Source organism: Streptomyces sp. NPDC053079 (genome assembly GCF_044546695.1).
In the GTDB taxonomy this organism is placed as follows: domain Bacteria; phylum Actinomycetota; class Actinomycetes; order Streptomycetales; family Streptomycetaceae; genus Streptomyces.
In genome coordinates this window covers 490,755-515,957 of the sequence record NZ_JBITZJ010000002.1, presented here as the reverse complement: position 1 = coordinate 515,957, position 25,203 = coordinate 490,755, and the positions used below count along the sequence as shown (strand labels likewise).

Below are 25,203 nucleotides of genomic sequence, written 5' to 3'. Positions count from 1 at the left end.
AACACCATCCGCAGAGTGAGGGAAACGTCGCGATGTCTGCCCAGTCCGCCCGCTCAGAGTTCGCCTACACGGACCTCCTGCCCCTGGGCGAGGACGACACTCCGTACCGTCTGGTCACCTCCGAGGGCGTGTCCACCTTCGAGGCCGACGGCCGCACCTTCCTGAAGGTGGAGCCCGAGGCGCTGCGGAAGCTGGCCGCCGAGGCGATGCACGACATCTCCCACTACCTGCGCCCGGCGCACCTCGCCCAGCTGCGGAAGATCCTCGACGACCCCGAGGCCTCCGCCAACGACCGCTTCGTCGCGCTGGACCTGCTGAAGAACGCCAACATCGCCGCCGCCGGCGTGCTGCCGATGTGCCAGGACACCGGCACGGCGATCGTCATGGGCAAGCGCGGCCAGAACGTCCTCACCGAGGGCGGCGACGAGAAGGCGCTCTCGCACGGCATCTTCGACGCGTACACCGAGCTCAACCTGCGCTACTCGCAGATGGCCCCGCTGACCATGTGGGACGAGAAGAACACCGGCTCCAACCTGCCCGCGCAGATCGAGCTGTACGCGACCGACGGCGGCGCGTACAAGTTCCTCTTCATGGCCAAGGGCGGCGGCTCGGCCAACAAGTCCTTCCTCTTCCAGGAGACGAAGGCGGTCCTCAACGAGGCCTCCATGATGAAGTTCCTGGAGGAGAAGATCCGCTCCCTGGGCACCGCCGCGTGCCCGCCCTACCACCTGGCGATCGTGGTCGGCGGTACGTCCGCGGAGTTCGCGCTCAAGACCGCGAAGTACGCCTCCGCGCACTACCTCGACGAGCTGCCCGCCGAGGGCTCCCCCACCGGTCACGGCTTCCGTGACAAGGAACTGGAGGAGAAGGTCTTCGAGCTGACGCAGAAGATCGGCATCGGCGCCCAGTTCGGCGGCAAGTACTTCTGCCACGACGTCCGTGTGGTCCGGCTCCCGCGTCACGGCGCCTCGCTGCCCGTCGCCATCGCCGTCTCCTGCTCCGCCGACCGCCAGGCCGTCGCGAAGATCACCGCCGAGGGCGTCTTCCTGGAGCAGCTCGAGACGGACCCGGCGCGCTTCCTGCCGGAGACCACCGACGAGCACCTGGACGACAACGAGGTCGTCAAGATCGACCTCAACCGCCCCATGGACGAGGTCCTCGCCGAGCTCACCAAGTACCCGGTCAAGACCCGCCTTTCGCTGACCGGCCCGCTGGTCGTCGCCCGCGACATCGCCCACGCGAAGATCAAGGAGCGGCTGGACGCGGGCGAGGAGATGCCGCAGTACCTCAAGGACCACCCGGTCTACTACGCGGGCCCCGCCAAGACCCCCGAGGGCTACGCCTCCGGCTCCTTCGGCCCCACGACGGCCGGCCGCATGGACTCCTACGTCGAGCAGTTCCAGGCCGCGGGCGGCTCCAAGGTCATGCTCGCCAAGGGCAACCGCAGCAAGCAGGTCACCGACGCCTGCGGCACGCACGGCGGCTTCTACCTCGGCTCGATCGGCGGCCCGGCCGCGCGCCTGGCCCAGGACTGCATCAAGAAGGTCGAGGTCGTCGAGTACGAGGAGCTCGGCATGGAGGCGGTCTGGAAGATCGAGGTCGAGGACTTCCCGGCGTTCATCGTCGTGGACGACAAGGGCAACGACTTCTTCGTCGACCCGTCCCCGGCCCCGACGTTCACGTCCATCCCCGTACGCACCAAGTAACGCGCCGCGTACCGCCTTCGGACGGACGCACGACGGTGGGCCCCGCCAACACGGCGGGGCCCACCGTCTTTTGGCTGGAAAAACAGTTGCGGACGCCAGGAATCCGTTTTTTCGCGCTGGACAACTCCTTAACCGGCGCTTAGATTGATCATCGATCACAACTTCTTCACAGTTGTGTCGCAGGGGGGCTGGGGGGCCTGTGGGTACAGGGTTTGAGCGGGGTTTTTCATTCCGCTTTCCGGTCGCCGAATTCCAGCGCACGACGCCATTCCGACACGGGAATGTCCGTACGCGATTCCGCATGAGAGGACACAGGAAATGAAGCCGACCGGGCGCCTGAAGAGGCGTGCCCAGATCATCGCGTCCACCGCGGCAGCGGTCGTCTCCGTCGGGCTGTTCGCGGCCCCCGCGGCGCACGCCGACTGGCAGGAGGACGAGAACTTCCACAGCATGGAGTCCTGCAAGCCGCTGGGCGTCTCCAAGTTCAAGCTGCACATGTGGTTCAACTCCGGCCAGAACGGCGCCCACCGCGCCGTCGGCTACAGCATCTACGACTTCGGCAACGGTCACCCGGTCGGCAATGCGAGCGGCACCCCGATGATGTTCTGCAACTACGAGGGGGCCGGGTCGGGCAAGAGCGTCAAGAACGCCGTCGCCTCGGCGGAGAACGACCACGGCAGCTACATGGCGCGCATCTACACGCGCAGCGGCTGGTACGGCGACCAGGACCCCATCGCCCCCTACCAGCACCTCGACCGGCTGAACAAGACGTACAACGACAACGCGTCCTTCAAGTGGACGTAAACACACGCGTTTTGTAGGGCGGCACGGCAAGGACGGCGGGGGCGAACGGTGCGGAAGACTTCAGGAATATCGGCTGCCAGGACATCGGTGTCCGTGATCGCGGCGGCCCTGCTCGCCGCGGGATGTTCGTCGGCGGATTCCGACCGCCCGCCCCGCCCTCCGCTGCCCGCGAAGAACTTCAACGAAGCCGACCCGGCGACGTGGACGCTTCCCATCGAGGCATATCTGCCGACCGATGAGGAGGAAAGGCAGATCGGCCGGGCGCGCAATGCCGTCATCGCCGATTGCATGAAGGAATTCGGATTCCAGTGGCGCCCCGCCCCGGAACTCCCGAAGGTGGGGTCCAAGACGCTGACCGACTGGCGTTACGGCGTCCACGACGCGGCCAGGGCGAAGAGCCGGGGCTACAAACCGGACGCCGCCGAACAGGCCGCCTACGACACCGCCATGAAGCAGGGCGCCGTCAGGGACGACGCCGCCTCGCAGGCCGAGGAGAAGGTACTCAAGGGCACGGTCGGCGAGATGGGCGGGAAGGCCGTTCCGAAGGGCGGCTGTTCGGGCAAGGCCGTTCAGCGCGTCGCGAGCCCCGACGCCGTGTACTCGCGGACCGCGCAGGACATCAGCCACGACGCGTACCGGCGTGCGCAGAAGGACCCCGCCGTGGCCGAGGTGTTCGGCAAGTGGTCGGCGTGCATGAAGGAGAGCGGCTACTCCTACAAGGAACCGCTCGACACCGTCGACGACCCCCGGTTCAAGACCGCCGAACCCACCGACCTGGAGATCTCCACGGCGGCGGCCGACCTCGCCTGCCGCGGCCGCTTCAACGTCGCCAAGGCGTGGTTCGACGCCGAGGTCAAGCTGCAGGACACGGGCATCGACAAGCACGCCGAGGAGCTGGACGAGGCCCGGAAGGCCCTCGACGCGGCCGTCAGGAACGCGGCGAACGTCCTCGCCGGCACCCGGTGAGGCAGGACGTCGCGATGAGCGGGGACACGCCGGAACCGGCTGACGGGGCCGCGCGGGAGGAGCAGCCGGCGGCGGGCGCGCCGGACGCGGGGCTGAAGCGCCGGCGCCGGGTGGTGACCGCCGTCGCCGCCGGCGCGGTCCTGGTCACCCTCGGGGGTGTCGGCGCCGCGGCCGTCATCAAGTCGCCGGCCCAGGTGGCGGCCGAGACCGCCCCGCCCGCACCGGACACGCTCACGGCCGCCGCGGAGCGCCGGGTCCTCGCGGACCGGGTGGTGACGCGGGGGAAGATCACCGCCTCGCAGAGCGTGGACGTCTCCTCCGCCGGCCCGTCGGGCAAGGACGCCGGGCGCGCCGTGGTCACCAAGGTGCAGGCGAAGGCCGGCGAGCCGGTCGTCTTCGGCCATGTGCTGCTGGAGATCTCCGGGCGGCCCGTGTTCGCGCTGCAGGGCGCCCTGCCGGCCTACCGGGACCTGCGGCCGGGCGCCAAGGGCGAGGACGTCAAGCAGTTGCAGAGCGCGCTGGCGTCGGTCGGCCATACGACCGGCTCGGACCCGTCCGGGACCTTCGGCACGGGCACCGAGCGGGCGGTGACGGCCTTCTACACGGCGATCGGCTACCAGCCGGTGACCACGGGCCGGGCGGACGAGGCACCGCCGGAGAAGGCGCCGGAGAAAACGGCGGACAAGGCGGCGGAGAAGTCCGGCGCCAAGGCGGCCGCGGCGCCGACGGGTCCGATGGTGCCGCTGTCGGAGGTGGTGTTCCTGACGTCCACGCCCGCCCGGGCGGAGTCGGTCACCGCCAAGGTCGGTGCGAACGCCGGCGACAGGCTCATGACCCTCTCCGCCGGCGAACTGCTGGTCAGCGGCTCCCTCGCCCCGCACGAGCGCGGCCTGGTGCGCCCCGGCCAGAAGGTGGAGATCCTCTCCGAGACCACGGGAGGGCAGGCCACCGGTACGGTCGCCGCCGTCGCCAAAGCCCCCGCGGCCGAGAAGGACAAGGGCAGCGGTCAGGCGCCGTCCGCAGCGGGCTTCACCGTCGAGGTCAAGCCCGACAAGCCGCTCCCGGCGGAGCTCGCGGGCCAGGAGGTACGGCTGACGATCACGGCCGGCTCCTCCAAGGGCGAGGTGCTGTCCGTCCCCTCGTCGGCGATCTCGGCCGGCGCGGACGGCCGCACCACCGTCATGGTGGCGGAGGACCGGGGGCAGCGGCGGCGCGTCGAGGTGCGCGTCGGCATGTCCGGCGACGGCTACGTGGAGGTCGCCCCGGTAGGCGGCGGCCGCCTCACCGCGGGCGAACAGGTCGTCGTCGGCGTGGAGACCCGGCCCGGCGCGCGGAAGGCCCAGCGGTGACCGGCCCCACGGCGACCGGCCCCGCGACGGAGCATCCTCCCGTACCCGTGGTCGAGTTCCGCGAGGTGGGCCTGCGCTACCCCGGCCCGCCTCCGGTCGACGCGCTCAAGCCCTGCGACCTGCGCATCGAGCGCGGCGACTACGTCACGGTCGTCGGCCCGTCCGGCTCGGGCAAGTCGACCTTCCTGAACATCGCGGGCCTCCTGGACGCCCCCACGACGGGCCGCTACCTCCTGGACGGCATCGACACCGGCGAGATCAAGGACGCCCGGCGCACGAGCCTGCGCGGCACCCGCATCGGGTTCGTCTTCCAGGCCTTCCACCTCCTGCCGCACCGCAGCGCCTGCGAGAACGTGGAGCTGGCGATGGTCTACCAGCGCACCCCGCGCCGGGTCCGCCGGGCCCGCGCCGAGGAGGCGCTGCGCCGCGTGGGCCTGGGGCACCGCGTCGAGTCGCTGCCCACCCGCCTGTCGGGCGGTGAGCGGCAGCGCGTGGCCATCGCCCGGGCGCTGGCCGCCGACCCCTCGCTGCTGCTGTGCGACGAGCCCACGGGCAACCTCGACTCCCGGACGGCCGCCTCGGTCCTCGACCTCCTCGACGCGCTCCACCGCGACGGCATGACCCTCGTGGTCATCACCCACGACGCGCAGGTCGCCGCCCGGGGCGGGCGCACCGTGACCATCCGCGACGGGGTCCTCCGCGAAACGCCCCGCACCGGGGCGGCGTCGTGAAGCGTGTACCGCGGTGGAGGCCGCCGCTGCGCCGGGCCCGCCCCGGCGACGTCCGCCGCTCGTCGCTGTCCGCGCGCGATCTGGGGGCCGAGGCGCTGGCCGGTGTGCTGCAGCGCCCGGCGCGGTCCGCGCTGACGGCGCTGGGCACCGTCCTGGGCGTCGGCTCCTTCATCGCCGTGCTCGGCCTCACCGGCACGGCGGCCTCGCAGATCGACGCCCGCTTCAACGAACTCACCGCGACGGAGGTCGCGGTGGAGGACACCGGAGGCTCCGACGCGGCCCGGGTGCCGCTGGCCTTCCCCCAGGACGCGGACCGCCGTATCGGCCGGCTCAACGGCGTGACCGCGGCAGGGGTGTTCTGGAGGGTCCGCCTCGGTGCCGAGCAGACCGTGCGCTCGGCGCCGCCGGCCGGCGCCGGAGCCGGTGAGCGGGCCCAGGTGATGGCCGCGTCCCCCGGCGCGCTCCAGGCGGCCGGGCCCCGCTTCTCCCAGGGCCGGGCCTACGACGCGTACCACGACGGCCACCGCGAGCAGGTGGCGGTGATCGGCTCCGCCACGGCCGCCCGGCTGGGCATCACCACCCTGCGCACCCAGCCCGCCGTCTTTGTCGGCGACGTCCCGTTCACCGTGATCGGCATCCTGGACGACGTCGACCGCAAGCCCGAGCTCCTGATGTCCGTCCTCGTCCCGCGCTCCACCGCGGAACATGTGTGGGGACCGCCGGGCGACGAGCGCGCCAAGATGCTCGTCGCCACCCGGCTCGGCGCCGCGGGCCAGATCGCCGCGGAGGCGCCCGTGGCCCTGCGGCCGGAACACCCCGAGTACTTCAAGGCGCTCCCGCCGCCCGACCCCAGGACGCTGCGCTCGGGGGTCGGCGACGACCTGAGCCAGCTCTTCCTGCTGCTGGCCGGGGTCTGTCTGATCATCGGCACCGTCGGCATCGCCAACACCACGCTGGTGGCCGTCATGGAACGCACCGGGGAGATCGGCCTGCGCCGAGCCCTGGGGGCGCGCGGCAGCCACATCACCGCGCAGTTCCTCGCCGAATCGACGCTGCTCGGCCTCCTCGGCGGGCTGGTCGGCACGTCCCTGGGCACCGCCACGGTCGTCGCCGTGGCGGCCGTACGGGAATGGACGCCGGTCATCGACCCCCTCACGGTGGCGAGCGCCCCCGCCCTGGGCCTGACCACGGGCCTCCTGGCCGGCCTCTACCCAGCCTGGCGCGCGTCCCGAATCCCCCCGGCGGAGGCCCTGCGCCGCTAATCGCCGGACGGGCTGAGTATTTAGCCCGTCCGGCGATTGAGGACAAGAAACGGTGAAAGGGCGGGGCAGGGGCTACGCGAAGCGCTGTGACGCCGACCCGTCACACTTCTGCAGCCGCAACGCGTCCTTGGCCGACGCGAGCGTCAGGCACAGGTCCTGCGCGGCCGCAGGCCGGAACGTGCCACCGGCCAGCACGAACTGCTGATTCGCACCCCCATGACAGTTCCACAACGCCACCGCCGCCCCAGCCGCATAGCGGCCCCCCGGCACGTCCACACACCGGTCATGCGTCAGCGCGGAATGCAGCGACTTCCGCCCCGCGTCGTACCACCACTGCTGGTTGCGGGCCCCGGAGCACGGCCAGCCGCCCACCTGCGTGCCGTTGGCGGAAGCCGCCCCGTACGCGTCCACGCACGTCCCCGTCGCCGCACTCTTCAGCGGCCGGAACGCCTCGTCCCAGCCCCCCTTGTACAGCACGGGCTCGCCGGTGCTCGCCGGGTCGGCGCAGCCGGCCTGCTGGTAGCCGGAGCGGTAGAGCTGAGTGAGGCAGGACGCGAAGGCGCCGTGGCCGCGGGCGTTGGGGTGGAAGGACTGCCGCACGGAGTTCTCGTTCGGCGGGATGGGGTTGGTGATGTCGAGGTAGAGGCCGCGGGCCCAGGTGTCCTCCATGCACACCTCGTGGCCGTGGAAGAGGCGGGAGTTGTCGAGGTAGTGGGCGCCGGTCTCACGGGCCACCCGTGCCATGCCGCGGGCGAAGGCGGGCACGGCGGTGTTGCGGCCCCAGGCGGCGTCGGAGGTGTGGCCCACACAACCGCCGGGGATCTTGCCGGGGAAGCGGGGGTTGTCGGCGAAGTCGGGGCCGATGGGGCTCGGGTAGCCCATGACGACGAGCTTGTAGTCGCCGTCGGCGTAGCCCGCGTCCGTCATGACCTTGCGCAGGTCCCGTACGGTCCGCTCGACCTTGGGCACCAGCGCGTCGACGCGCGCCTGCCAGCCCGGGGCGTACTTGGGCTCGCAGGTGCCCTGGAGCGTCAGGTAGCGGGTGACGCAGTCGGTCATGACCGGGCCGAACTGGAGGTCGTCGTTGGCGCCGGCGACGAGCAGCACCATCTTGACGCGCGTGTTGCGGGCCTTGACCGCGAGGTTGTCGCTCTGGACGAGCTCGTCCGCGTACTGCTTGCTGCCGCCGATGCGGATGTTGACGGTGGACGCGCCGGAGCAGGCGACGTTGTAGGTGATGTCGGCGGGTATGCCGGTGCGGTGGATGGCCGCGTCGGGCGAGCGGTGGCACCAGTTGGAGGGGCCGTTGGTGCCCGGCTCGTACGTCCCGACGCCCTCGCCGGAGATCTCGCTGTCGCCGAGGGAGAGCAGTGAGGTCTTGCGCGCCTCGAGCGGGCGCTGCGCGGTGTCGCCGTAGAGCTTGAGGGCCTCGGCGGCGCGGACCTTCTCCAGCTCGGGGGGAAGCGGAGCGACGGTGGCGGCCGTGGCGCGGGGGGCCGCGGTCGCGGCCGGGCCGGCGGCGGCCGTGGCGCCGAGTGCCGCGGCGAAGGCCGCGAGGGCGGCGAGCGAACAGCGCAGGGTGGGTCTGCGTGTCATGAAGCCTCCACGAGTTCAGTTGTTACTCGCGGTATTTACTAGTCGGTAGTGCCTTTTGGGAACACGGTGAACGAGACAAACGCTTTGTTTGTCAGGAGGTAGAAGACGATGAGCGACAGTGGGCGGTACCGGATCGAACACGACTCGATGGGAGAGGTGCGGGTGCCCGCGGACGCCAAGTGGCGTGCCCAGACCCAGCGCGCCGTCGAGAACTTCCCCATCAGCGGGCAGCGCCTGGAGCGCGCGCACATCGAGGCGCTGGGCCGGATCAAGGCCGCCGCGGCCAAGGTCAACGCCGGCCTGGGGGTGATCGAGGAGGACGTCGCGGACGCCATCGGGGCAGCCGCCGAGGAGGTCGTCGGGGGCCGCTGGGACGACCACTTCCCCATCGACGTCTTCCAGACGGGCTCGGGCACGTCCTCGAACATGAACGCCAACGAGGTCATCGCCACGCTCGCCTCCGAGCGGCTCGGCCGCCCCGTCCACCCCAACGACCACGTCAATGCCAGCCAGTCGTCGAACGACGTCTTCCCTTCCTCCATCCACATCGCGGCCACCGCCGCCGTCACCGGTGACCTCATCCCGGCGCTCGACCATCTGGCCGCCTCGCTGGAGCGCAAGGCCGAGGAGTTCGCGACGGTCGTGAAGTCCGGTCGTACGCACCTGATGGACGCCACGCCCGTCACCCTGGGCCAGGAGTTCGGGGGCTACGCCGCCCAGGTCCGCTACGGCGCCGAGCGGCTGCGCTCCTCGCTGCCCCGGCTGGCCGAACTGCCCCTGGGCGGTACGGCGGTGGGCACCGGCATCAACACCCCGCCCGGGTTCTCGGGCGCCGTGATCGCGGAGATCGCGCGGACCACGGGGCTGCCGCTGACCGAGGCCCGCGACCATTTCGAGGCCCAGGGCGCCCGCGACGGCCTGGTGGAGACCAGCGGCCAGCTGCGTACCATCGCCGTCGGCCTCACCAAGATCGCCAACGACATCCGCTGGATGGGCTCGGGCCCGCGCACCGGCCTCGCCGAGATCAATCTGCCCGACCTCCAGCCCGGCTCCTCGATCATGCCCGGCAAGGTCAACCCGGTCATCTGCGAGGCGGTGCTGATGGTGGCCGCCCAGGTCACCGGCAACGACGCCACCGTCGCCACGGCGGGCGCCGCCGGAAACTTCGAGCTCAACGTGATGCTCCCCGTGATGGCGAAGAACCTCCTGGAGTCCGTGCGGCTGCTGGCCAACGCCTCCCGGCTGCTGGCCGACCGCACGGTCGACGGCATCACCGCCAACGTCGAGCGGGCCCGCGAGTACGCCGAGTCCTCGCCCTCCGTCGTCACCCCGCTGAACCGGTACATCGGCTACGAGGAGGCGGCCAAGGTGGCCAAGAAGTCCCTTGCCGAGCGCAAGACCATCCGCGAGGTCGTCCTCGAATCGGGCTACGTGGACCGCGGGCTGCTGACGAGGGAGCAGCTCGACGAGGCCCTGGACGTGCTGCGCATGACCCGCCCGTAGATCCGGCGGGTCCCGACGGGTCCCGGCGGGCGCAGGGCGCGCGCCCGCTGGACCGGACCTTTGCGGCGCACATCACGGCGCATTCGTGGCACGGGCACCTAAGATCTGCGCATGACAGCGGAGACGACGGACGACGCGACGGAAACGGCGGACAGCGCCCACTGGGCGCCCGGGGACCAGATCCTCTGGCGCTACCGCTCCAATGCCTCCAGCGCCGTCCACATCTGTCGTCCCGTCACCGTGGTCCAGGACACCGACGAGCTGCTCGCGGTCTGGATGGCCCCCGGAACCGACTGCGTCAAGCCGCTGCTGGCCGACGGCACCCCCATCCACCACGAGCCCCTGGCCACGCGCTACACCAAGCCGCGCACCACCGCGGTCACCCGCTGGTTCGGCCCCGGTGTGCTCAAGCTCGCCCGGCCCGGCGAGCCCTGGTCGGTCTGGCTCTTCTGGGACCTCGACTGGCGCTTTCGGAACTGGTACGTGAATCTCGAGGAACCGCTCGCGCGCTGGGCCGGCGGCGTCGACTCCGAGGACCACTTCCTGGACATCGCCGTCTACCCCGACCGCAGTTGGGAGTGGAAGGACGAGGACGAGTTCGCGCAGGCGCAGCGCGCGGGCCTGATGCCCGCCGACCGGGCCGAGAAGGTACGGGCCGCCGGACGCGCGGCGGTCGAGCTGATCGAGTCCTGGGGCCCGCCGTTCACCGGCGGCTGGGAGGGCTGGCGGCCCGACCCGGCCTGGCCCGTGCCGGCGCTGCCCGACGACTGGGATCGCACTCCGGCGCGCATCGGGGCGTGAATCGGGGCGTGAACCGCTTGCCGATCCCCCGCGAGACAACCGTAGGATCGGCCTCCGCGATACTGCACAGCACGGCACGATGAAAGACAGTCACAGTCACAGGAAGGGCGGAGCCGTGAGCGGTGACGACCAGCGGGACTACGCCGGCTACGCCCGGTTAGGCCTGGACCGCAGCGGTCAGGCCGAGGCGTTCGACGCCATCGGCGACCGCTACGACGAGGCCTTCCCGCACAAGGAGGGCCAGCTCGCGGCCGGTGCCTGGCTGGCCGCCGCCCTGCCGCCCGGCTCCCGCGTCCTGGACGTCGGCTGCGGTACGGGCCTGCCGACCGCCCGTCAGCTGGTGGAGGCGGGCCACGAGGTCGTCGGCAACGACATCTCCCCCGGCATGCTCGACCTCGCCCGCGGCCATGTGCCGGACGCCGTCTTCCACTTGGGCGACCTCGCCGATCTGCGCGACGGGCACCTGGGCACGTTCGACGGCATCGCCGCGTTCTTCGCCCTGCTGATGCTGCCGCGCCCGGAGATCCCGCACGCGCTGCGGATGCTGCACGACCTGCTCAGACCCGGGGGGCTGCTGGCGCTCTCGATGGTCGAGGCCGACGTCGACGACTACGCGATCCCGTTCCTGGGGAACACGATCCGGGTATCGGGTTACCTGCGGGACGAATTGCGCCAGGTCGTGCGTGACGCGGGATTCGACATCGCCGGGGAGAGCTCGCTGGCGTACGCCCCGGCGAGTACGGACGTACCACCCGAGATCCAGCTCTTCCTCAACCTGCGCCGCGCCTGACCGCGCGTGTGCGCACGGCCCCGACGGATGGAACCCCACGCGTGACGGAGCATCCCAACTCCCACGGAAGACAGCGCACCGCCGCCGCGCCGCGCTCGGGCGCCGACGTGCCCGGCGTCGGCGCGCGGCTGCCCCGGCAGCCCGACGGAACGGACCGTACCGGCGAGCGGCAGCACCCCGACGCCGAGGCCCAGGCATGCGGCGACGCGTCGGCGGGGGCCTGCGTGACGCACTCCCCCGCAGACGAGGGCGGCCCGGACGGCGACCGCGGAGCCCACGCGGAGAGCGCCTCCACGGACCGCGGGACGCACTCACCCGCGGACGAGAGCGCCCCGGACGCCGACTGCGGAACCCACGCCCCGGCGGACGCGGGGGACGCCCCCACGGACCGCGGGACGCACGCCCCCACCGGCACCGCCCCCGGCAAGACCCGCGCCGGCGCCCGGGCCGCGCGGCGGAACGCCGCGGCCGCGGCGGCGCCCGCCACCGGCCGTGGTCCGCGCGCGCAGGGCCGGCCCGCGGACGGCCGGACGCACGCCTCGACCGCGTCCGCCGCCGCCGGCGGCTCGGGCGGAGCCGGGTCGCGGCGGCGCGGTGGGGTGTCCGGTGCCGCCCGTGGTGGGGGCGAGGCCGGCCGGGGGGTGCCGCCCCGCGACGGGACCGGCGGGGACGGGCCGGGGACCGCCGACACCGTGCGGGCCCCCACAGGCACCTCCGGCGGCGGCGAGCGGCTGCGCTTCGTCGGGGCCGCGACGCGCCGCATCGCCCGCGGGATCGACCTGGACGAGATCGTGCTGGGGCTGTGCCGGGCGACCGTGCCGACCTTCGCCGACGCGATCCTCGTCTATCTGCGCGACCCCCTGCCCGTGGGCGACGAGCGGCCCGTGGGCCCCGTCGTGCTGCGGCTGCGGCGCACCGACCGGCTGCCCGAGTACGTCCGCGGCCTGGACGACGGCGACGGCCCGCCGGAGCGGCCCGACCCCGGGCCCGAGCTGGCCGTCGAGGCCGCGGAGCGGTGCGAGGTGCGCATAGGCGGGCCGCTCGCGGAGGTGCTGCGGGGTGTCCGGCCCGTCTTCGGGGACTCCTCAGCCGCGCGGGCGGCCCTGCCGGAGCTGCTCGGCGAGGACCGGCACGTACCGGAGCGGCACCGCACGATCCTGGCGCCGCTGCGCGGCCGGCGGCGGGTGATCGGCGCGGCAGTGTTCATCCGCCGCCTGGACCGGCCGCCGTTCGAGGGCGACGACCTGCTGGTGGCGGCGCAGCTGGCCACGCACACCGCGCTCGGCGTGGACAAGGCCGTCCTGTACGGCCGCGAGGTCTACATCGCGGACGAGCTGCAGCGCACGATGCTCCCCGACTCCCTGCCCCAGCCGACCGGTGTCCGACTGGCCAGCCGCTATCTGCCGGCCGCCGAGACCGCCCGCGTCGGCGGCGACTGGTACGACGCGATCCCGCTGCCCGGCAACCGGGTGGCGCTGGTCGTGGGGGACGTCATGGGCCACTCCATGACCTCCGCCGCGATCATGGGCCAGCTGCGGACCACGGCGCAGACCCTGGCGGGCCTGGACCTGCCGCCGCAGGAGGTGCTGCACCACCTCGACGAGCAGGCGCAGCGCCTGGGCAGCGACCGCATGGCCACCTGCCTGTACGCGGTGTACGACCCGGTCGCCCACCGCATCGTGATCGCCAACGCCGGCCATCCCCCGCCCGTCCTGCTGCACCGCGGCGGCCGTGCGGAGGTGCTGCGCGTGCCGCCGGGCGCGCCGATCGGCGTGGGCGGGGTGGACTTCGAGGCCGTGGAGCTGGACGCACCCGCCGGGGCGACGCTGCTGCTGTACACGGACGGCCTCGTCGAGTCGCGGATACGGGACGTGTGGACCGGCATAGAGCAGCTGCGCGAGCGGCTGATCGACACGGCCCGGCTGACCGGCCCCAATCCGCCGCCGCTGGAGCCCCTGTGCGACGAGGTGCTGGGCATGCTCGGCCCCGGCGACCGGGACGACGACATCGCCCTGCTCGCGGCACGCTTCGAGGGCATCGCGCCGAGCGACGTGGCGTACTGGTTCCTCGACCCGCGCCCCCAGACCGCCCGTCAGGCGCGCCGCCTGGCCCGTCGCGCGCTGACGCGCTGGGGCCTGGAGGAGCTGTCGGACGGGGTGGAGCTGCTGGTCAGCGAGGTGATCACCAATGCCGTGCGCTATGCGGAACGGCCGATAACGCTGCGGCTGCTGCGCACGGACGTGCTGCGCTGCGAGGTCGGCGACGACGTGCCGCAGCTGCCGCGGCTGCGGCAGGCCCGCCCCTCGGACGAGGGCGGGCGCGGGCTGTACCTGGTGAACAAGCTGGCCCGGCGGTGGGGCGCCACCCGGTTGAGCACGGGGAAGGTGGTGTGGTTCGAGCTGACCCTGCCGGCGCACGGACGCTGAGGCGGCCGGCGGCCGGGTTGGGCCGTACGGGGTGAAGTTCTGGACAGTGTCCAGGGCTCTGTTGCCGACACGCTGTCGGCAGGAGTTCACTGGCTCGGGTGGAGGGCGCGGCAGCGGCCCGCCCTCACCATTCCCCGTTCCGGGAGGCATCCCATGACCGACTCGGCGCAGAACACCCCGTACACCACGAACAACGTCGGCATCCCGGTGGAGAGCGACGAACACTCGCTCACCATCGGTGACACCGGCCCCATCCTGCTCCAGGATCACTATCTGATCGAGAAGATGGCCCAGTTCAACCGCGAACGGGTCCCCGAGCGGGTGGTGCACGCCAAGGGCGGCGGCGCCTACGGCACCTTCCAGGTGACCAACGACGTCAGCCAGTTCACCAAGGCGGACCTCTTCCAGCCCGGCCGGCGCACCGAGATGCTGGCGCGCTTCTCCACCGTGGCCGGCGAGCAGGGGTCGCCGGACACCTGGCGCGACCCGCGCGGGTTCGCTCTGAAGTTCTACACGGCGCACGGGAACTACGACCTCGTCGGCAACAACACCCCGGTCTTCTTCGTCCGCGACCCGCAGAAGTTCCAGGACTTCATCCGCAGCCAGAAGCGCCATCCGCGCACGGGGCTGCGCAACAACGACATGCAGTGGGACTTCTGGACGCTCTCCCCGGAGTCCGCGCACATGGTCACCTGGCTGATGGGCGACCGTGGCATCCCGAAGACCTGGCGCCACATGAACGGCTACAGCTCGCACACGTTCATGTGGGTCAACGGCGGAGGCGAGCGGTTCTGGGTCAAGTACCACATCAAGACCGACCAGGGCATCGAGTTCCTCACCCAGGCGGAGGCGGACGAGCTGGCGGGGCACGACGCCGACAAGCACCGCCGCGATCTGTTCGAGGCCATCGACAGCGGCGACGCCCCCTCGTGGACCATGTACGTGCAGGTCATGCCGTTCGAGGACGCGGCGGACTACCGCTTCAACCCCTTCGACCTGACCAAGGTGTGGCCGCACGGCGACTACCCCCTGATCGAGGTCGGGCGGATGACGCTCGACAGGAACCCGGACGACTTCTTCGTCCACATCGAGCAGGCCGCCTTCGAGCCGTCCAACCTGGTCCCGGGCATCGGCCCGTCCCCCGACAAGATGCTGCTGGGCCGGCTCTTCTCCTACCCCGACACCCACCGCTACCGCATCGGCCCGAACTACGCCCAGCTGCCGCCCAACCGCCCGCACTCCTCCGTGAACTCGTACGCCAAGGACGGCCCCATGCGCTACGAGCCGGCGAACACGGCCCGCCCGTACGCGCCCAACTCCTACGGCGGCCCGGCGGCCGACACCGGCCGCTTCGGCGAGATCGCGGGCTGGGCGGCCTCGGGCGAGATGGTGCGCGAGGCCTACCGGCTGCACCGCGAGGACGACGACTGGGGCCAGCCCGGCACCATGGTCCGCCAGGTCCTCGACGACGCCGCGCGCGAGCGGCTGGTGTCCAACGTGGCCGGCCATCTGCAGGACGGCGTGAGCAGGCCCGTGCTGGACCGGGCGCTGCAGTACTGGCGCAACATCGACAAGAACGTGGGCGACCGCATCGCCACCAGGGTCAACGGCGGCTGAGCGCCGCACGGAAAGGACCGGCCGCCCTCCCCGCACGGGGAGGGCGGCCGGTCCTTTCGCCTGTGCGTCGGCTCAGGGGGTGGCGATGCCGCCGTTGGGGCGGGTGCCCGAGGGGTCGCCCGTGTTGCCGGTGGGCGCGGTGGGGCCCGGTGTCGGCGGGGTGGGCTTGGGCGGCGTCGGCTTGTTCGTCGGCGGCGTCGGCTTGTTCGTCGGCGTCTGCCGGCCCGGCGTCGACGTCGGCGACTGGGTGCGCGGCGACGGCGTACCGGACGGGGTGTTGCGGCCGGCCGACGGGGTCGCACCCACGGACGGGGTCCCGGCCGGAGCCTGCGGCGCCACGAAGCCGTCCTCGGTGTCCAGGTCGAACTTCGACTTGTCCTCGTCGTCGTCGAAGACGGAGGAGGTGTACGCGGCCCAGATCCTGGCCGGATAGCCACCACCGTTGACGCGACCGCCGCCGCCGGTGCCCTGCAGGGAGACCTGCTTGCCGCCGGGGCCCTCGCCGAAGACGCCGACGGAGGTGACCAGGCCGGGGGTGTAGCCGGTGAACCAGGCGGACTTGTTGTCGTCGGAGGTACCGGTCTTGCCGGCCACCTGGTACTGGCTGCTGCTGACGACGTTCGCCGTACCGTCGTCGACCACGCCGGTCATGACGCCGGTGACGCCGTCGGCGGTGTTGCGGGAGACCACGCGCTGGTCGGTGACCGGGTTGGGGAGCTTGTACGCCTCACCCTTCCAGGACACGGACTTGATGATGCTGGGGTTGATCTTCTTGCCGTGGTTGTCGAGCGTGGCGTAGACGCCCGCCATCTCCAGCGGGCTCGCGCCCATGGAGCCCAGCGACAGGGAGGGGACCTCCTCGAAGTCGCCCTTCATGCCCAGCTCGACGGCGGTCTTCTTGACCTTGGCGAGACCGACGTCGACGGCCATCTGCGCGAAGACGGAGTTGACCGAGTCGTTCATCGCCTTCTGGACGGTGACCGCGGGCTCGGAGTAGCCGTCCTCGTTCTCCGGGGCGAAGCCGACCGGAGTGCCCTTGTCCACGACGGGGCGCTTGTTGGTGCCCTCGTAGGTGGTGGAGGAGGTGATCGGCTTCTTGTCCTGCGTCTTCGAGCCGTTCTGCAGCGCCGAGGCGAGGATCAGCGGCTTGAAGGTGGAAGCCGGCTGGAAGTCGCCGCGCGTGGCGTTGCTCGTCTGGTGCTTGATGAAGTCCTGGCCGCCGTAGAGCGCCACGACCTGGCCGGTCTTGACGTCCACGGACACGGCGCCGGGCTGCACATGGCCGTCGACCTCACGGGCCTTGGGGTCCAGGTCGTCGGTCAGCTTGTTCTTGACCGCCTTCTCCAGCGCGGCCTGCTTCTTCGGGTCGATGCTGAGCGTGATCGTCCAGCCACCGGCCGCGAAGTCGCTCTCCGGGCGGCCCTGACGCTTGAGGTCCCGGATCATCTCCTGCCGGGCGGCCTGCACGAGGTAGCCGTTCGAGCCGGTCAGGCCCTCCGGGGCCTTGGGCTGGCCAGGCGGCTGGAACTTCATCGTCTGGCGCTTGCCCGGGTCGAGCCACTTCTGCTCGACCATCTTGTCGAGCACGTAGTTCCAGCGGGCCTCGACGTTCTTCTTGCCGGCGTCGCTGGCCGTCCCCCAGTCGTACTGGCTCGGCGCCTGGAGCAGCGCGGCCAGGTAGGCACCCTCCTCGAGGGTGATCTTGTCGACGTCCTTGCCGTAGTACGCGCGGGCCGCCGCCTGGATGCCGGAGGCGTTGCGGCCGAAGTAACTGGTGTTCAGATAGCCGGCGAGGATCTCTTCCTTCGGCTTCTGGTCCTGGACCTTCAGCGAGATGATCAGCTCCTTCACCTTGCGGGTGACGGTCTGACGCTGGTCCAGGTAGTAGTTCTTGACGTACTGCTGGGTGATCGTCGAGCCGCCCTGCTTGCCGCGGCCCATCACGGTGTTGAGGATGCCGCGCGCGGTGCCCTTGAGGTCCACGCCGGGGTCGGTCCAGAACTTCTTGTTCTCGGCGGCGACGACGGCGTTCTGGACGTCCTTGGGAACCTTCGTCAGCGGGACTTCCTCGCGGTTGACCTCGCCGAGGCGGGCGATCACCTCGCCCTTCTGGTTCTTGTAGACGTTGCTCTGCGCCTTCGCGGCCTCGTTGCCCTTGCCGGGCACGTCCACGTACAGGTACAGGGCGTAGAACGACCCCAACCCCAGGGCGATCACACCAAGGAAGTAGGCAAGCAGCAACTTCCAGGTGAAGAACCGGCGTATGCCGGTCTTCTTGGGCTTCTTGCCGCCCCGTTCAGGGCTACTGCCCTTCTTCTGCGCTCGTCGCGCGTCCGCTCGGCCCATCTCTCCCGTAGCTCCAGTCCGTCCGCCCCCAACCCAGCTCACGAAGCTAACACCGCATCTGCCGCCAAACGCCCATCGATCACGGCAATAACGGACGTGACATACAGCACCCCGGATGGCGGGAACCCGGTACGGCGTAGTGCGGGAAACCGTACAGGGCCATAATGTGCTATCACTTTGCTAGACAGTGCGAGGCACGCTCCGGCCGCCGCGCAGCCAGCATGAACAGGGGGGCTCACCCATGTCCGAGACCACTTCCGGCGCCACGCCGGACACCACGTCGAGGCCGCCGGTCCGCGAGGTCGCGGCCAATGACATCGGCGGCGGCCTGGCCCTGCTGCTCGGCCTCCTGGGGCTGCTCGCCGGCGCCGGGGCCGTCGTCGCAGGGGCCGTCATAGGCAAGCCCCTGTCCGTGGCGCTCATCCCCGCCGGCATCCTCGTGGCCCTCGCCGCGGTCATCGCGATGTGCGGGCTGAACACCGTCTCCCCGGGCGAGGCCCAGGTCGTCCAGCTCTTCGGCCGCTACCGCGGCACGATCCGCACCGAGGGCCTGCGCTGGGTCAACCCCTTCACCAGCCGCGAGAAGCTCTCCACCCGGGTCCGCAACCACGAGACCGCCGTACTGAAGGTCAACGACGCGTACGGCAACCCCATCGAGCTGGCCGCCGTCGTGGTGTGGCGGGTGGAGGACACCGCGCAGGCGATGTTCCAGGTGGAGGACTTCCAGGAGTTCGTCTCCACCCAGACCGAGGCCGCCGTGCGGCACATCGCCATCGAGTACCCCTATGACGCGCACGACGAGGACGCCCTCTCGCTGCGCGGCAACGCCGAGGAGATCACCGAGAAGCTCGCCGCCGAGCTGCACCTGCGGGTCCAGGCGGCCGGCGTGCGCATCATCGAGTCGCGCTTCACCCACCTGGCCTACGCGCCCGAGATCGCCTCGGCGATGCTCCAGCGCCAGCAGGCGGGCGCGGTCGTCGCCGCCCGCAAACTGATCGTGGAGGGCGCGGTCGGCATGGTGGAGCAGGCCCTGGAGCGGATCAGCGAGCAGGGCATCGTGGAACTGGACGAGGAACGGAAGGCGGCCATGGTCAGCAATCTGATGGTGGTGCTGTGCGGTGACCGGGCCGCCCAGCCCGTCCTGAACACCGGCACCCTCTACCAGTGACGGAGGACCGGCCCCGACGGCCGCAGCAGCGCAAGCAGGTGCTGCTGCGGCTCGACCCGCTTGTCCACGACGCGCTGAGCCGCTGGGCGAACGACGAGCTGCGCAGCGCGAACGCGCAGATCGAGTTCCTGCTCCGCAAGGCCCTGGCCGACGCCGGCCGGCTGCCGAAGGACGTCGGGGCGATCCGCAAGCAGGGCCGCCCCCCGAAGTCGGAGTAACCGGGACGAAGCCGGAGCAACCGGGCACCATCTGGGGCTCCGGCTTCTTCATGCACGCCTATACACAGCGTGTATACACGCGATGTAGAGTCCTTTCCATGTCTATCGGACACACGCTCCTCGGCCTGCTGGAGTCCGGACCCCGCCACGGCTACGACCTCAAGCGCGCCTTCGACGAACGTTTCGGTCACGACCGGCCCCTGCACTACGGCCAGGTCTACGCGACGATGTCGCGACTGCTGAAGAACGGCCTGGTCGAGGTGGACGGGGTCGAACAGGGCGGCGGCCCCGACCGCAAGCGCTACGCCATCACCGACGCCGGCGTCACCGACGTCGGGCAGTGGCTGGCCCAGCCCGAGAAGCCCGAGCCGTATCTGCAGTCCACGCTCTACACGAAGGTCGTCCTCGCGCTGCTGACCGGCCGCGACGCGGCCGACCTCCTCGACGGCCAGCGCTCGGAGCACCTGCGCCTGATGCGCGAGCTCACCCGGCGCAAGCGCGGCGGCGACCTCGCCGACCAGCTCATCTGCGACCACGCGCTCTTCCACCTGGAGGCCGACTTGCGCTGGCTGGAGCTGACCGCCGCCCGCCTGGACCAGCTCGCCTCGGCGGTGCGCACATGACGCCCGCCGGATCGATCCTCGCCGCCACGGGCCTGCGCAAGTCCTACGGGCTGACCGTCGCGCTCGACGGCGCGGACTTCTCCGTCCACCCCGGCGAGGTCGTCGCCGTCATGGGCCCCTCCGGCTCCGGCAAGTCCACCCTGCTGCACTGCCTCGCCGGGATCGTGCGCCCGGACGCCGGCTCCGTGCGCTACGGCGACCACGAGCTGACGAAGATGCCGGACGCCGGGCGCAGCGCCCTGCGGCGGGGCGACTTCGGCTTCGTCTTCCAGTTCGGCCGGCTCATACCCGAGCTGACCTGCGTCGAGAACGTCGCCATGCCGCTCCGGCTGGGCGGCCTCCGGCGCAAGGATGCCGAGGAGCAGGCCCTGCGGTGGCTGGAGCGCCTTGAGGTGTCCGACACCCGCGCCAAGCGCCCCGGCGAGGTCTCCGGCGGCCAGGGCCAGCGCGTCGCCGTGGCCCGGGCCCTGGTCACCGCCCCGCGGGTGATCTTCGCCGACGAGCCCACCGGCGCCCTGGACTCGCTCAACGGCGAGCGCGTGATGGAGCTGCTGACGGACGCCGCGCGGGAGACCCGGGCGGCCGTGGTGCTGGTCACGCACGACGCCCGGATCGCCGCCTACTCCGACCGCGAGGTCATCGTGCGCGACGGCAGGGCACGGGACATGGCGGGTGCGCGGTGACCGTCTTACGCGGCTGGGCCCGCGACCTGGCCATGGGGGTGCGCTTCGCCGTCACCGGCGGCCGCGCGGGCCTGCTACGCACCGCCCTGACGGCGGCGGGCGTCGGCATCGGTGTGGCGTTGCTCCTGTTCGCCGCCGCGCTGCCGCAGGCGCTGGACGCCCGGAACACCCGGGCCGAGGCGCGCGGGGACGACGGCCGGACGGCCGACCGGGCCGGTGCGGCGACCCTGCTGGTGCAGGAGGCCGACACCGTCTACCGGGGCCGGAGCATCCGGGGCCGGCTGCTGCGGCCGGAGGGGCCGCGGGCGCCGAAGCCGCCGGGCGTCACCGCACTGCCCGCGCCGGGCGAGATGGCGGTCTCCCCCGCCCTGCGCGATCTGCTCACCTCCGAACGGGGGGCGCTGCTGCGCGAGCGGCTGCCCCACCGCATCGCCGGCACCGTCGGCGACCAGGGGCTCAAGGGCCCCGACGAGCTCCTCTACTACGCGGGCGACGACCATCTCGCCGTCCGCGGCCACCTCCCGACGGAACCCTCACGCATCACCGCTTTCGGCGACGGCTTCGGCGAACCCCAGCCTGGCCCCGCCGAGACGCTGCTGGGCGGCATGGCCTGCGCGGCCCTGCTGCTGCCGGTGTGCGTGCTCATCGCCACGGCCGTGCGGTTCGGCGGCGAACGCCGCGATCGCAGGCTCGCCGCCCTACGGCTGGTGGGCGCGGACAACCGCACGACGCGCCGCGTCGCGGCCGGCGAGACGGTGTGCGCCTCGCTGCTCGGCCTCGCGCTCGGCGGGGCGCTCTTCGCCGGCGCCCGGCAGTTCGCGCCGCGGCTGTCCCTGCGGGGCACCGGCTTCTTCCCGGCCGACTTCACGCCGGGCCCCTTGTCCCTCGCGCTGATCGTGCTCGGGGTGCCGCTGGCGGCCGTCGTCATCGCCCTGTTCGCGCTGCGCGCCGTCGCCATCGAGCCGCTGGGCGTGGTGCGCGGGCAGGCGCGACCGCGGCGCCGGATGTGGTGGCGGATCGCCGTGCCCGTGACGGGCCTGGTGGTGCTGGCGCCGTACGCCCTCCGGCTCCGCATCGCGGCGGAGGAAGGGATGCTCGACTACCGGGGTCTGGGTGCGGTCGTCGGCAGCACGCTGGTCCTCCTGGGCGTCGTCACGCTGCTGCCCTGGCTGGTCGAAGCCGTCGTCCGCCGGCTGCGCGGCGGCCCGCCGTCCTGGCAGCTCGCCATCCGGCGGCTGCAGCTGGACAGCGGCCCCGCCTCCCGGGCCGTCACCGGCATCACCGTCGCGGTGGCCGGTGCGATCGCGGTACAGACACTGCTCGCCGGCGTGGGCGCTCCCGCGTCGTCGTGGGCCGAGGAGCGGGACGTCGTCGGCGTGTCGATGCGGCTGGGGCCCGGGGACGACGCACGGGCGCTCGCCGAGCGGTTCCGCGGCACGCGGGGCGTCCGGTCCGTGGCCGGCCTGACACACGTCCCGGTGGCACGGGCCGGCGACCGCGGCATCGTCACGCTCGCCGTCGGTGACTGCGCGTCCCTGCGCCGGGCGGCCGGGCTGGAGTCCTGCGCGGACGGCGACGTCTTCGTGGTCGACCGGGGCACCCCGCACAACCCGGTACCGGTGCGGCCCGGCACGGACCTCAGCCTGCGGCGCGACGCCGGGGACGTACCGCGCTGGACCGTGCCGGCGACGGCTCCCGTGGTGACACGGCAGGACACGTCCGACTTCCGGCCGGTCGACGCCGCGGTGCTGGCCACCCCTTCCGCCGTGGACGTCCGCGGCCTGCCGGACGCCGGCGCCGACCTGCTGGTCCAGCTCCTACCGCCGTTCCCGGACGCCCTGGAACACGTCCGCAACACCAGCGCCGCCATCGGCCCCGGTCATGAGATCCGGTACCTCCCCGATCAGGACGGGGCCAGTGAGTACGGCACCATGCTGGGCATCCTGCCCTGGGCGGCGGCCATGACCCTGGGCCTGGTCGCGACGAGCCTGCTGCTGACCACGGTGGAGCAACTGCGCGAGCGCAGGCGGCCGTTGGCCACGCTCGCCGCGTTCGGGGCACCCCGCTCGACCGTGGCCTGGTCGGTGGTGTGGCAGACCGCGGTCCCGGTGGCCCTCGGCATGCCGCTCGCCGTCCTGGGAGGGCTCGCCCTCGGCCGGTCGATGCTGTCGCCGTTCGACGTCCCCGTACCGGACCGGTTCGCCTTCCTGCCCGTCGTGGGCCTGGGCCTCGGCGTCATCGCGCTCGTCACGCTCGCCGCGCTGCCACCGCTGTGGCGCATGATGCGCCCGGACGGACTCCGGGCGGAGTAGACCGCACCGGAAGTACGGGCAAGGGGCACTGGACGGGGGTCAGCACCCCTTGCCCGTACGGCGGTTCAGTCGACGATCCGCACCGGAAGCCGCCCCAGCTCCACCCGCAGCGCGGCCGCGAACTCCTCGAACTCCCCCTGCCGCGCCGCCCCCGACCGCATGGCCAGCGCGATGCGCCGCGAGGGCGCGGGCTCGGCGAAGTACCCGGTGGCGAGGCGGTCGCTGCGCCCGGTCTCCACGCGCAGCGCGGTGCGCGGCAGCAGGGTCACCCCGAGGCCGCCGCCGACCAGTTGGACCAGCGTGGACAGCCCGGCCGCGCTCGTCGTCATCGGCGTCCCCTCCGTACGCCCCACCTCGCGGCAGATGTCGAGGGCCTGGTCGCGCAGGCAGTGCCCCTCGTCCAGCAGCAGCAGGTCCAGCTCGCGCAGCGCGGCACGGGGGATGTCGCCCCGCCCGGCCAGCCAGTGGTCGCAGGGCGTGACGAGGACGAAGTCCTCCTCGAACAGGGGGATTTCGGTGACGCCGGGCGCGCCGAGCGGCACGGCGAGCAGCAGCAGGTCGAGCCGCCCCTGGGTGAGGCCGTCCAGCAGGGAGGAGGTCTGCTCCTCGTGGACCTGGAGGTCGAGGTCCGGGTAGGAGTCGTGGACCAGGCGCAGGACGATGGGCAGCAGGTAGGGCGCCACGGTCGGGATGACGCCGAGCCGCAGGACGCCCGTGAAGGGCGCGCGGGCCGCGTCGGCCTCCTCCATGAAGTCGCCGACGGCGTCGAGCACCGTACGGGCCCGGGCGGCCAGCCGCTCACCCGCGGGAGAGAGCAGTACCTTTCTCGTCGTACGCTCGAGAAGCTGAATCCCGAGCAGCTCCTCCAGCGCCGAGACGGCCCCCGACAGGGCGGGCTGGCTCATCCCGATGGCGCTCGCGGCATCCCGGAAGTGCAGGTGCTCGGCCACGGAGGCGAACGCCCGGAGCTGGGCGAAGCTGGGCTGGCGGGGCCGCGCCGGCGGCACGGGCTGGGCTATGGACGACGTCATTGATAACCACCTCCGATCAACACGACCCAGTCTAGCTATTTCCGCTATCAATGCCTCCTGTGGCACTGTGGTTCTCGTCCAACCCGCAGGAAACCCCATGAACAGGGCTTTCCTCCGTTGCAAGGAGAGCGCGTGCTCACTGTCGGTGACAAGTTCCCCGAGTTCGACCTGACCGCCTGTGTGGACCTCGACGCGGACAAGGCCTTCGCGCAGATCGACAACAAGACCTACGAGGGCAAGTGGAAGGTCGTCTTCTTCTGGCCCAAGGACTTCACCTTCGTGTGCCCGACCGAGATCGCGGCCTTCGGCAAGCTGAACGACGAGTTCGCCGACCGTGACGCCCAGATCCTCGGCGTCTCCGGCGACTCCGAGTTCGTCCACCACGCCTGGCGCAAGGACCACGCCGACCTGCGTGACCTGCCCTTCCCGATGCTGGCCGACGCCAAGCACGAGCTCATGCAGGCCTGTGGCGTCGAGGGCGAGGACGGCTACGCCCAGCGCGCCGTCTTCATCGTGGACCCGAACAACGAGATCCAGTTCGTCATGGTGACCGCCGGCTCCGTCGGCCGTAACCCCAAGGAGGTCCTGCGGGTCCTCGACGCGCTGCAGACGGACGAGCTGTGCCCCTGCAACTGGTCCAAGGGCGAGGACACCCTCGACGCCGTCAAGCTCCTCGCCGGCGAGTGAGCTGATTCCCCATGGCGCTCGATGAGCTGAAGTCCGCCATACCGGACTACGCCAAGGACCTGAAGCTGAACCTCGGCTCGGTCATCGGCAACTCCGACCTTCCGCAGCAGCAGCTGTGGGGCACCGTGCTCTCCTGCGCGATCGCGACCCGTTCGCCGATCGTGCTGCGCGAGCTGGAGCCGGAGGCCAAGGCCAACCTCTCCCCCGAGGCGTACACCGCCGCCAAGGCCGCTGCCGCGATCATGGCGATGAACAACGTCTACTACCGGACCCGGCACCTGCTGTCGGACCCGGAGTACGGCAACCTGCGCGCGGGTCTGCGGATGAACGTCATCGGCAACCCCGGCGTGGAGAAGGTCGACTTCGAGCTGTGGTCCCTGGCGGTCTCCGCCATCAACGGCTGCGGCATGTGCCTCGACTCCCACGAGCAGGTGCTGCGCAAGGCCGGCGTGGAGCGCGAGACGATCCAGGAAGCGTTCAAGATCGCCTCGGTCCTCCAGGCCGTCGGCGCCACCCTGGACGCCGAGGCCGTGCTGAACGGCTGACCGTCGCACGACGCCGAAGCGGGCCCCGACCTCACCAGA

21 protein-coding genes are annotated in these 25,203 nt (G+C 71.8%); 18 read left to right on the top strand and 3 right to left on the bottom strand.

Features of this window, described 5'->3' with window-relative positions; all coding sequences use genetic code 11:
- The first annotated feature begins 32 nt into the window (after positions 1–32).
- From ACIGXW_RS09615 to ACIGXW_RS09590, 6 genes are all read left to right on the top strand, one after another.
- Entirely contained in the window at positions 33–1,706 is a 1,674-nt protein-coding gene (locus ACIGXW_RS09615; RefSeq protein ID WP_071965613.1) for a fumarate hydratase, read from the top strand.
- Between the two features lie 318 nt (positions 1,707–2,024).
- Positions 2,025–2,510 carry a hypothetical protein gene (locus ACIGXW_RS09610; protein ID WP_399571671.1) on the top strand — a complete coding sequence of 162 codons (486 nt, stop codon included), beginning with the start codon at positions 2,025–2,027 and terminating at the stop codon, positions 2,508–2,510.
- Positions 2,511–2,597: 87 nt separating this feature from the next.
- Positions 2,598–3,476, top strand: a complete 879-nt coding sequence (locus tag ACIGXW_RS09605) for a hypothetical protein (RefSeq protein WP_399571668.1) — start codon at positions 2,598–2,600, stop codon at positions 3,474–3,476.
- Between the two features lie 14 nt (positions 3,477–3,490).
- Positions 3,491–4,825: a peptidoglycan-binding protein gene (locus ACIGXW_RS09600; RefSeq protein ID WP_399571666.1), complete on the top strand. Its 1,335-nt coding sequence runs from the start codon at positions 3,491–3,493 to the stop codon at positions 4,823–4,825.
- Positions 4,822–5,556, top strand: coding sequence for an ABC transporter ATP-binding protein (locus ACIGXW_RS09595; protein ID WP_399571663.1), 735 nt, complete (start codon positions 4,822–4,824; stop codon positions 5,554–5,556). Before ACIGXW_RS09600 ends, ACIGXW_RS09595 begins: the two co-directional genes overlap by 4 nt.
- A complete protein-coding gene (locus tag ACIGXW_RS09590) occupies positions 5,553–6,818 on the top strand; it encodes an ABC transporter permease (RefSeq protein WP_399571661.1) in 1,266 nt (421 codons plus the stop codon). Before ACIGXW_RS09595 ends, ACIGXW_RS09590 begins: the two co-directional genes overlap by 4 nt.
- A gap of 72 nt (positions 6,819–6,890) precedes the next feature.
- On the opposite strand, the gene ACIGXW_RS09585 is transcribed toward ACIGXW_RS09590, so the two are convergent.
- Positions 6,891–8,414 (bottom strand): ricin-type beta-trefoil lectin domain protein, encoded by a 1,524-nt coding sequence (locus tag ACIGXW_RS09585; protein ID WP_399571659.1) that lies wholly within the window; start codon positions 8,412–8,414, stop codon positions 6,891–6,893.
- Positions 8,415–8,522: 108 nt separating this feature from the next.
- On the opposite strand from ACIGXW_RS09585, the gene ACIGXW_RS09580 reads away from it, so the two are divergent.
- The 5 genes from ACIGXW_RS09580 to ACIGXW_RS09560 all read left to right on the top strand — a co-directional run bounded on the left by ACIGXW_RS09580 (position 8,523) and on the right by ACIGXW_RS09560 (position 15,551).
- Positions 8,523–9,917 carry a class II fumarate hydratase gene (locus tag ACIGXW_RS09580; RefSeq protein WP_399571657.1) on the top strand — a complete coding sequence of 465 codons (1,395 nt, stop codon included), beginning with the start codon at positions 8,523–8,525 and terminating at the stop codon, positions 9,915–9,917.
- A gap of 111 nt (positions 9,918–10,028) precedes the next feature.
- Positions 10,029–10,718, top strand: coding sequence for a DUF402 domain-containing protein (locus tag ACIGXW_RS09575; protein WP_071965618.1), 690 nt, complete (start codon positions 10,029–10,031; stop codon positions 10,716–10,718).
- Positions 10,719–10,797: 79 nt separating this feature from the next.
- A complete protein-coding gene (locus ACIGXW_RS09570) occupies positions 10,798–11,508 on the top strand; it encodes a class I SAM-dependent methyltransferase (protein ID WP_177338406.1) in 711 nt (236 codons plus the stop codon).
- Positions 11,509–11,549: 41 nt separating this feature from the next.
- Positions 11,550–13,934 carry a SpoIIE family protein phosphatase gene (locus ACIGXW_RS09565; RefSeq protein ID WP_399571654.1) on the top strand — a complete coding sequence of 795 codons (2,385 nt, stop codon included), beginning with the start codon at positions 11,550–11,552 and terminating at the stop codon, positions 13,932–13,934.
- 153 nt (positions 13,935–14,087) lie between these two features.
- Positions 14,088–15,551, top strand: coding sequence for a catalase (locus ACIGXW_RS09560; RefSeq protein WP_399571651.1), 1,464 nt, complete (start codon positions 14,088–14,090; stop codon positions 15,549–15,551).
- 72 nt (positions 15,552–15,623) lie between these two features.
- On the opposite strand, the gene ACIGXW_RS09555 is transcribed toward ACIGXW_RS09560, so the two are convergent.
- Positions 15,624–17,897: a transglycosylase domain-containing protein gene (locus ACIGXW_RS09555; RefSeq protein ID WP_399571649.1), complete on the bottom strand. Its 2,274-nt coding sequence runs from the start codon at positions 17,895–17,897 to the stop codon at positions 15,624–15,626.
- A gap of 241 nt (positions 17,898–18,138) precedes the next feature.
- Here ACIGXW_RS09555 and ACIGXW_RS09550 point away from each other — a divergent pair, with 241 nt between their 5' ends.
- The 5 genes from ACIGXW_RS09550 (at position 18,139) to ACIGXW_RS09530 (ending at position 22,901) form a co-directional block, all read left to right on the top strand.
- Positions 18,139–19,065: an SPFH domain-containing protein gene (locus ACIGXW_RS09550; RefSeq protein WP_399571646.1), complete on the top strand. Its 927-nt coding sequence runs from the start codon at positions 18,139–18,141 to the stop codon at positions 19,063–19,065.
- Positions 19,062–19,283, top strand: coding sequence for a hypothetical protein (locus tag ACIGXW_RS09545; RefSeq protein WP_360906511.1), 222 nt, complete (start codon positions 19,062–19,064; stop codon positions 19,281–19,283). The genes ACIGXW_RS09550 and ACIGXW_RS09545 overlap by 4 nt, the downstream gene beginning before the upstream one ends.
- A gap of 98 nt (positions 19,284–19,381) precedes the next feature.
- Complete coding sequence (locus ACIGXW_RS09540; protein WP_399571644.1) at positions 19,382–19,906, top strand: PadR family transcriptional regulator; 525 nt, start codon at positions 19,382–19,384, stop codon at positions 19,904–19,906.
- The gene (locus ACIGXW_RS09535; RefSeq protein ID WP_399571642.1) at positions 19,903–20,589 is read left to right on the top strand and encodes an ABC transporter ATP-binding protein; all 687 of its coding nucleotides are present in this window, start codon (positions 19,903–19,905) and stop codon (positions 20,587–20,589) included. The genes ACIGXW_RS09540 and ACIGXW_RS09535 overlap by 4 nt, the downstream gene beginning before the upstream one ends.
- Positions 20,586–22,901, top strand: a complete 2,316-nt coding sequence (locus ACIGXW_RS09530) for an ABC transporter permease (protein ID WP_399571640.1) — start codon at positions 20,586–20,588, stop codon at positions 22,899–22,901. The genes ACIGXW_RS09535 and ACIGXW_RS09530 overlap by 4 nt, the downstream gene beginning before the upstream one ends.
- 65 nt (positions 22,902–22,966) lie before the next feature.
- On the opposite strand, the gene ACIGXW_RS09525 is transcribed toward ACIGXW_RS09530, so the two are convergent.
- Positions 22,967–23,932 (bottom strand): LysR substrate-binding domain-containing protein, encoded by a 966-nt coding sequence (locus ACIGXW_RS09525; RefSeq protein WP_399571638.1) that lies wholly within the window; start codon positions 23,930–23,932, stop codon positions 22,967–22,969.
- Between the two features lie 132 nt (positions 23,933–24,064).
- Here ACIGXW_RS09525 and ACIGXW_RS09520 point away from each other — a divergent pair, with 132 nt between their 5' ends.
- Both ACIGXW_RS09520 and ACIGXW_RS09515 read left to right on the top strand, forming a co-directional pair.
- Positions 24,065–24,619, top strand: a complete 555-nt coding sequence (locus ACIGXW_RS09520; RefSeq protein WP_071965632.1) for a peroxiredoxin — start codon at positions 24,065–24,067, stop codon at positions 24,617–24,619.
- 11 nt (positions 24,620–24,630) lie between these two features.
- Positions 24,631–25,164, top strand: a complete 534-nt coding sequence (locus tag ACIGXW_RS09515; RefSeq protein ID WP_071965633.1) for an alkyl hydroperoxide reductase — start codon at positions 24,631–24,633, stop codon at positions 25,162–25,164.
- Positions 25,165–25,203: the final 39 nt, after the last annotated feature.

Bases quoted from the DNA above. Each gene is read 5' to 3' on its own strand.
- ACIGXW_RS09535 (WP_399571642.1), top strand. From the start codon at position 19,903: ATGACGCCCGCCGGATCGATCCTCGCCGCCACGGGCCTGCGCAAGTCC.
- ACIGXW_RS09560 (WP_399571651.1), top strand. From the start codon at position 14,088: ATGACCGACTCGGCGCAGAACACCCCGTACACCACGAACAACGTCGGC.
- ACIGXW_RS09515 (WP_071965633.1), top strand. From the start codon at position 24,631: ATGGCGCTCGATGAGCTGAAGTCCGCCATACCGGACTACGCCAAGGAC.
- ACIGXW_RS09550 (WP_399571646.1), top strand. From the start codon at position 18,139: ATGTCCGAGACCACTTCCGGCGCCACGCCGGACACCACGTCGAGGCCG.
- ACIGXW_RS09610 (WP_399571671.1), top strand. From the start codon at position 2,025: ATGAAGCCGACCGGGCGCCTGAAGAGGCGTGCCCAGATCATCGCGTCC.
- ACIGXW_RS09540 (WP_399571644.1), top strand. From the start codon at position 19,382: ATGTCTATCGGACACACGCTCCTCGGCCTGCTGGAGTCCGGACCCCGC.
- ACIGXW_RS09600 (WP_399571666.1), top strand. From the start codon at position 3,491: ATGAGCGGGGACACGCCGGAACCGGCTGACGGGGCCGCGCGGGAGGAG.
- ACIGXW_RS09525 (WP_399571638.1), bottom strand. From the start codon at position 23,932: ATGACGTCGTCCATAGCCCAGCCCGTGCCGCCGGCGCGGCCCCGCCAG.
- ACIGXW_RS09555 (WP_399571649.1), bottom strand. From the start codon at position 17,897: ATGGGCCGAGCGGACGCGCGACGAGCGCAGAAGAAGGGCAGTAGCCCT.
- ACIGXW_RS09585 (WP_399571659.1), bottom strand. From the start codon at position 8,414: ATGACACGCAGACCCACCCTGCGCTGTTCGCTCGCCGCCCTCGCGGCC.
- ACIGXW_RS09580 (WP_399571657.1), top strand. From the start codon at position 8,523: ATGAGCGACAGTGGGCGGTACCGGATCGAACACGACTCGATGGGAGAG.
- ACIGXW_RS09615 (WP_071965613.1), top strand. From the start codon at position 33: ATGTCTGCCCAGTCCGCCCGCTCAGAGTTCGCCTACACGGACCTCCTG.
- ACIGXW_RS09570 (WP_177338406.1), top strand. From the start codon at position 10,798: ATGAAAGACAGTCACAGTCACAGGAAGGGCGGAGCCGTGAGCGGTGAC.
- ACIGXW_RS09575 (WP_071965618.1), top strand. From the start codon at position 10,029: ATGACAGCGGAGACGACGGACGACGCGACGGAAACGGCGGACAGCGCC.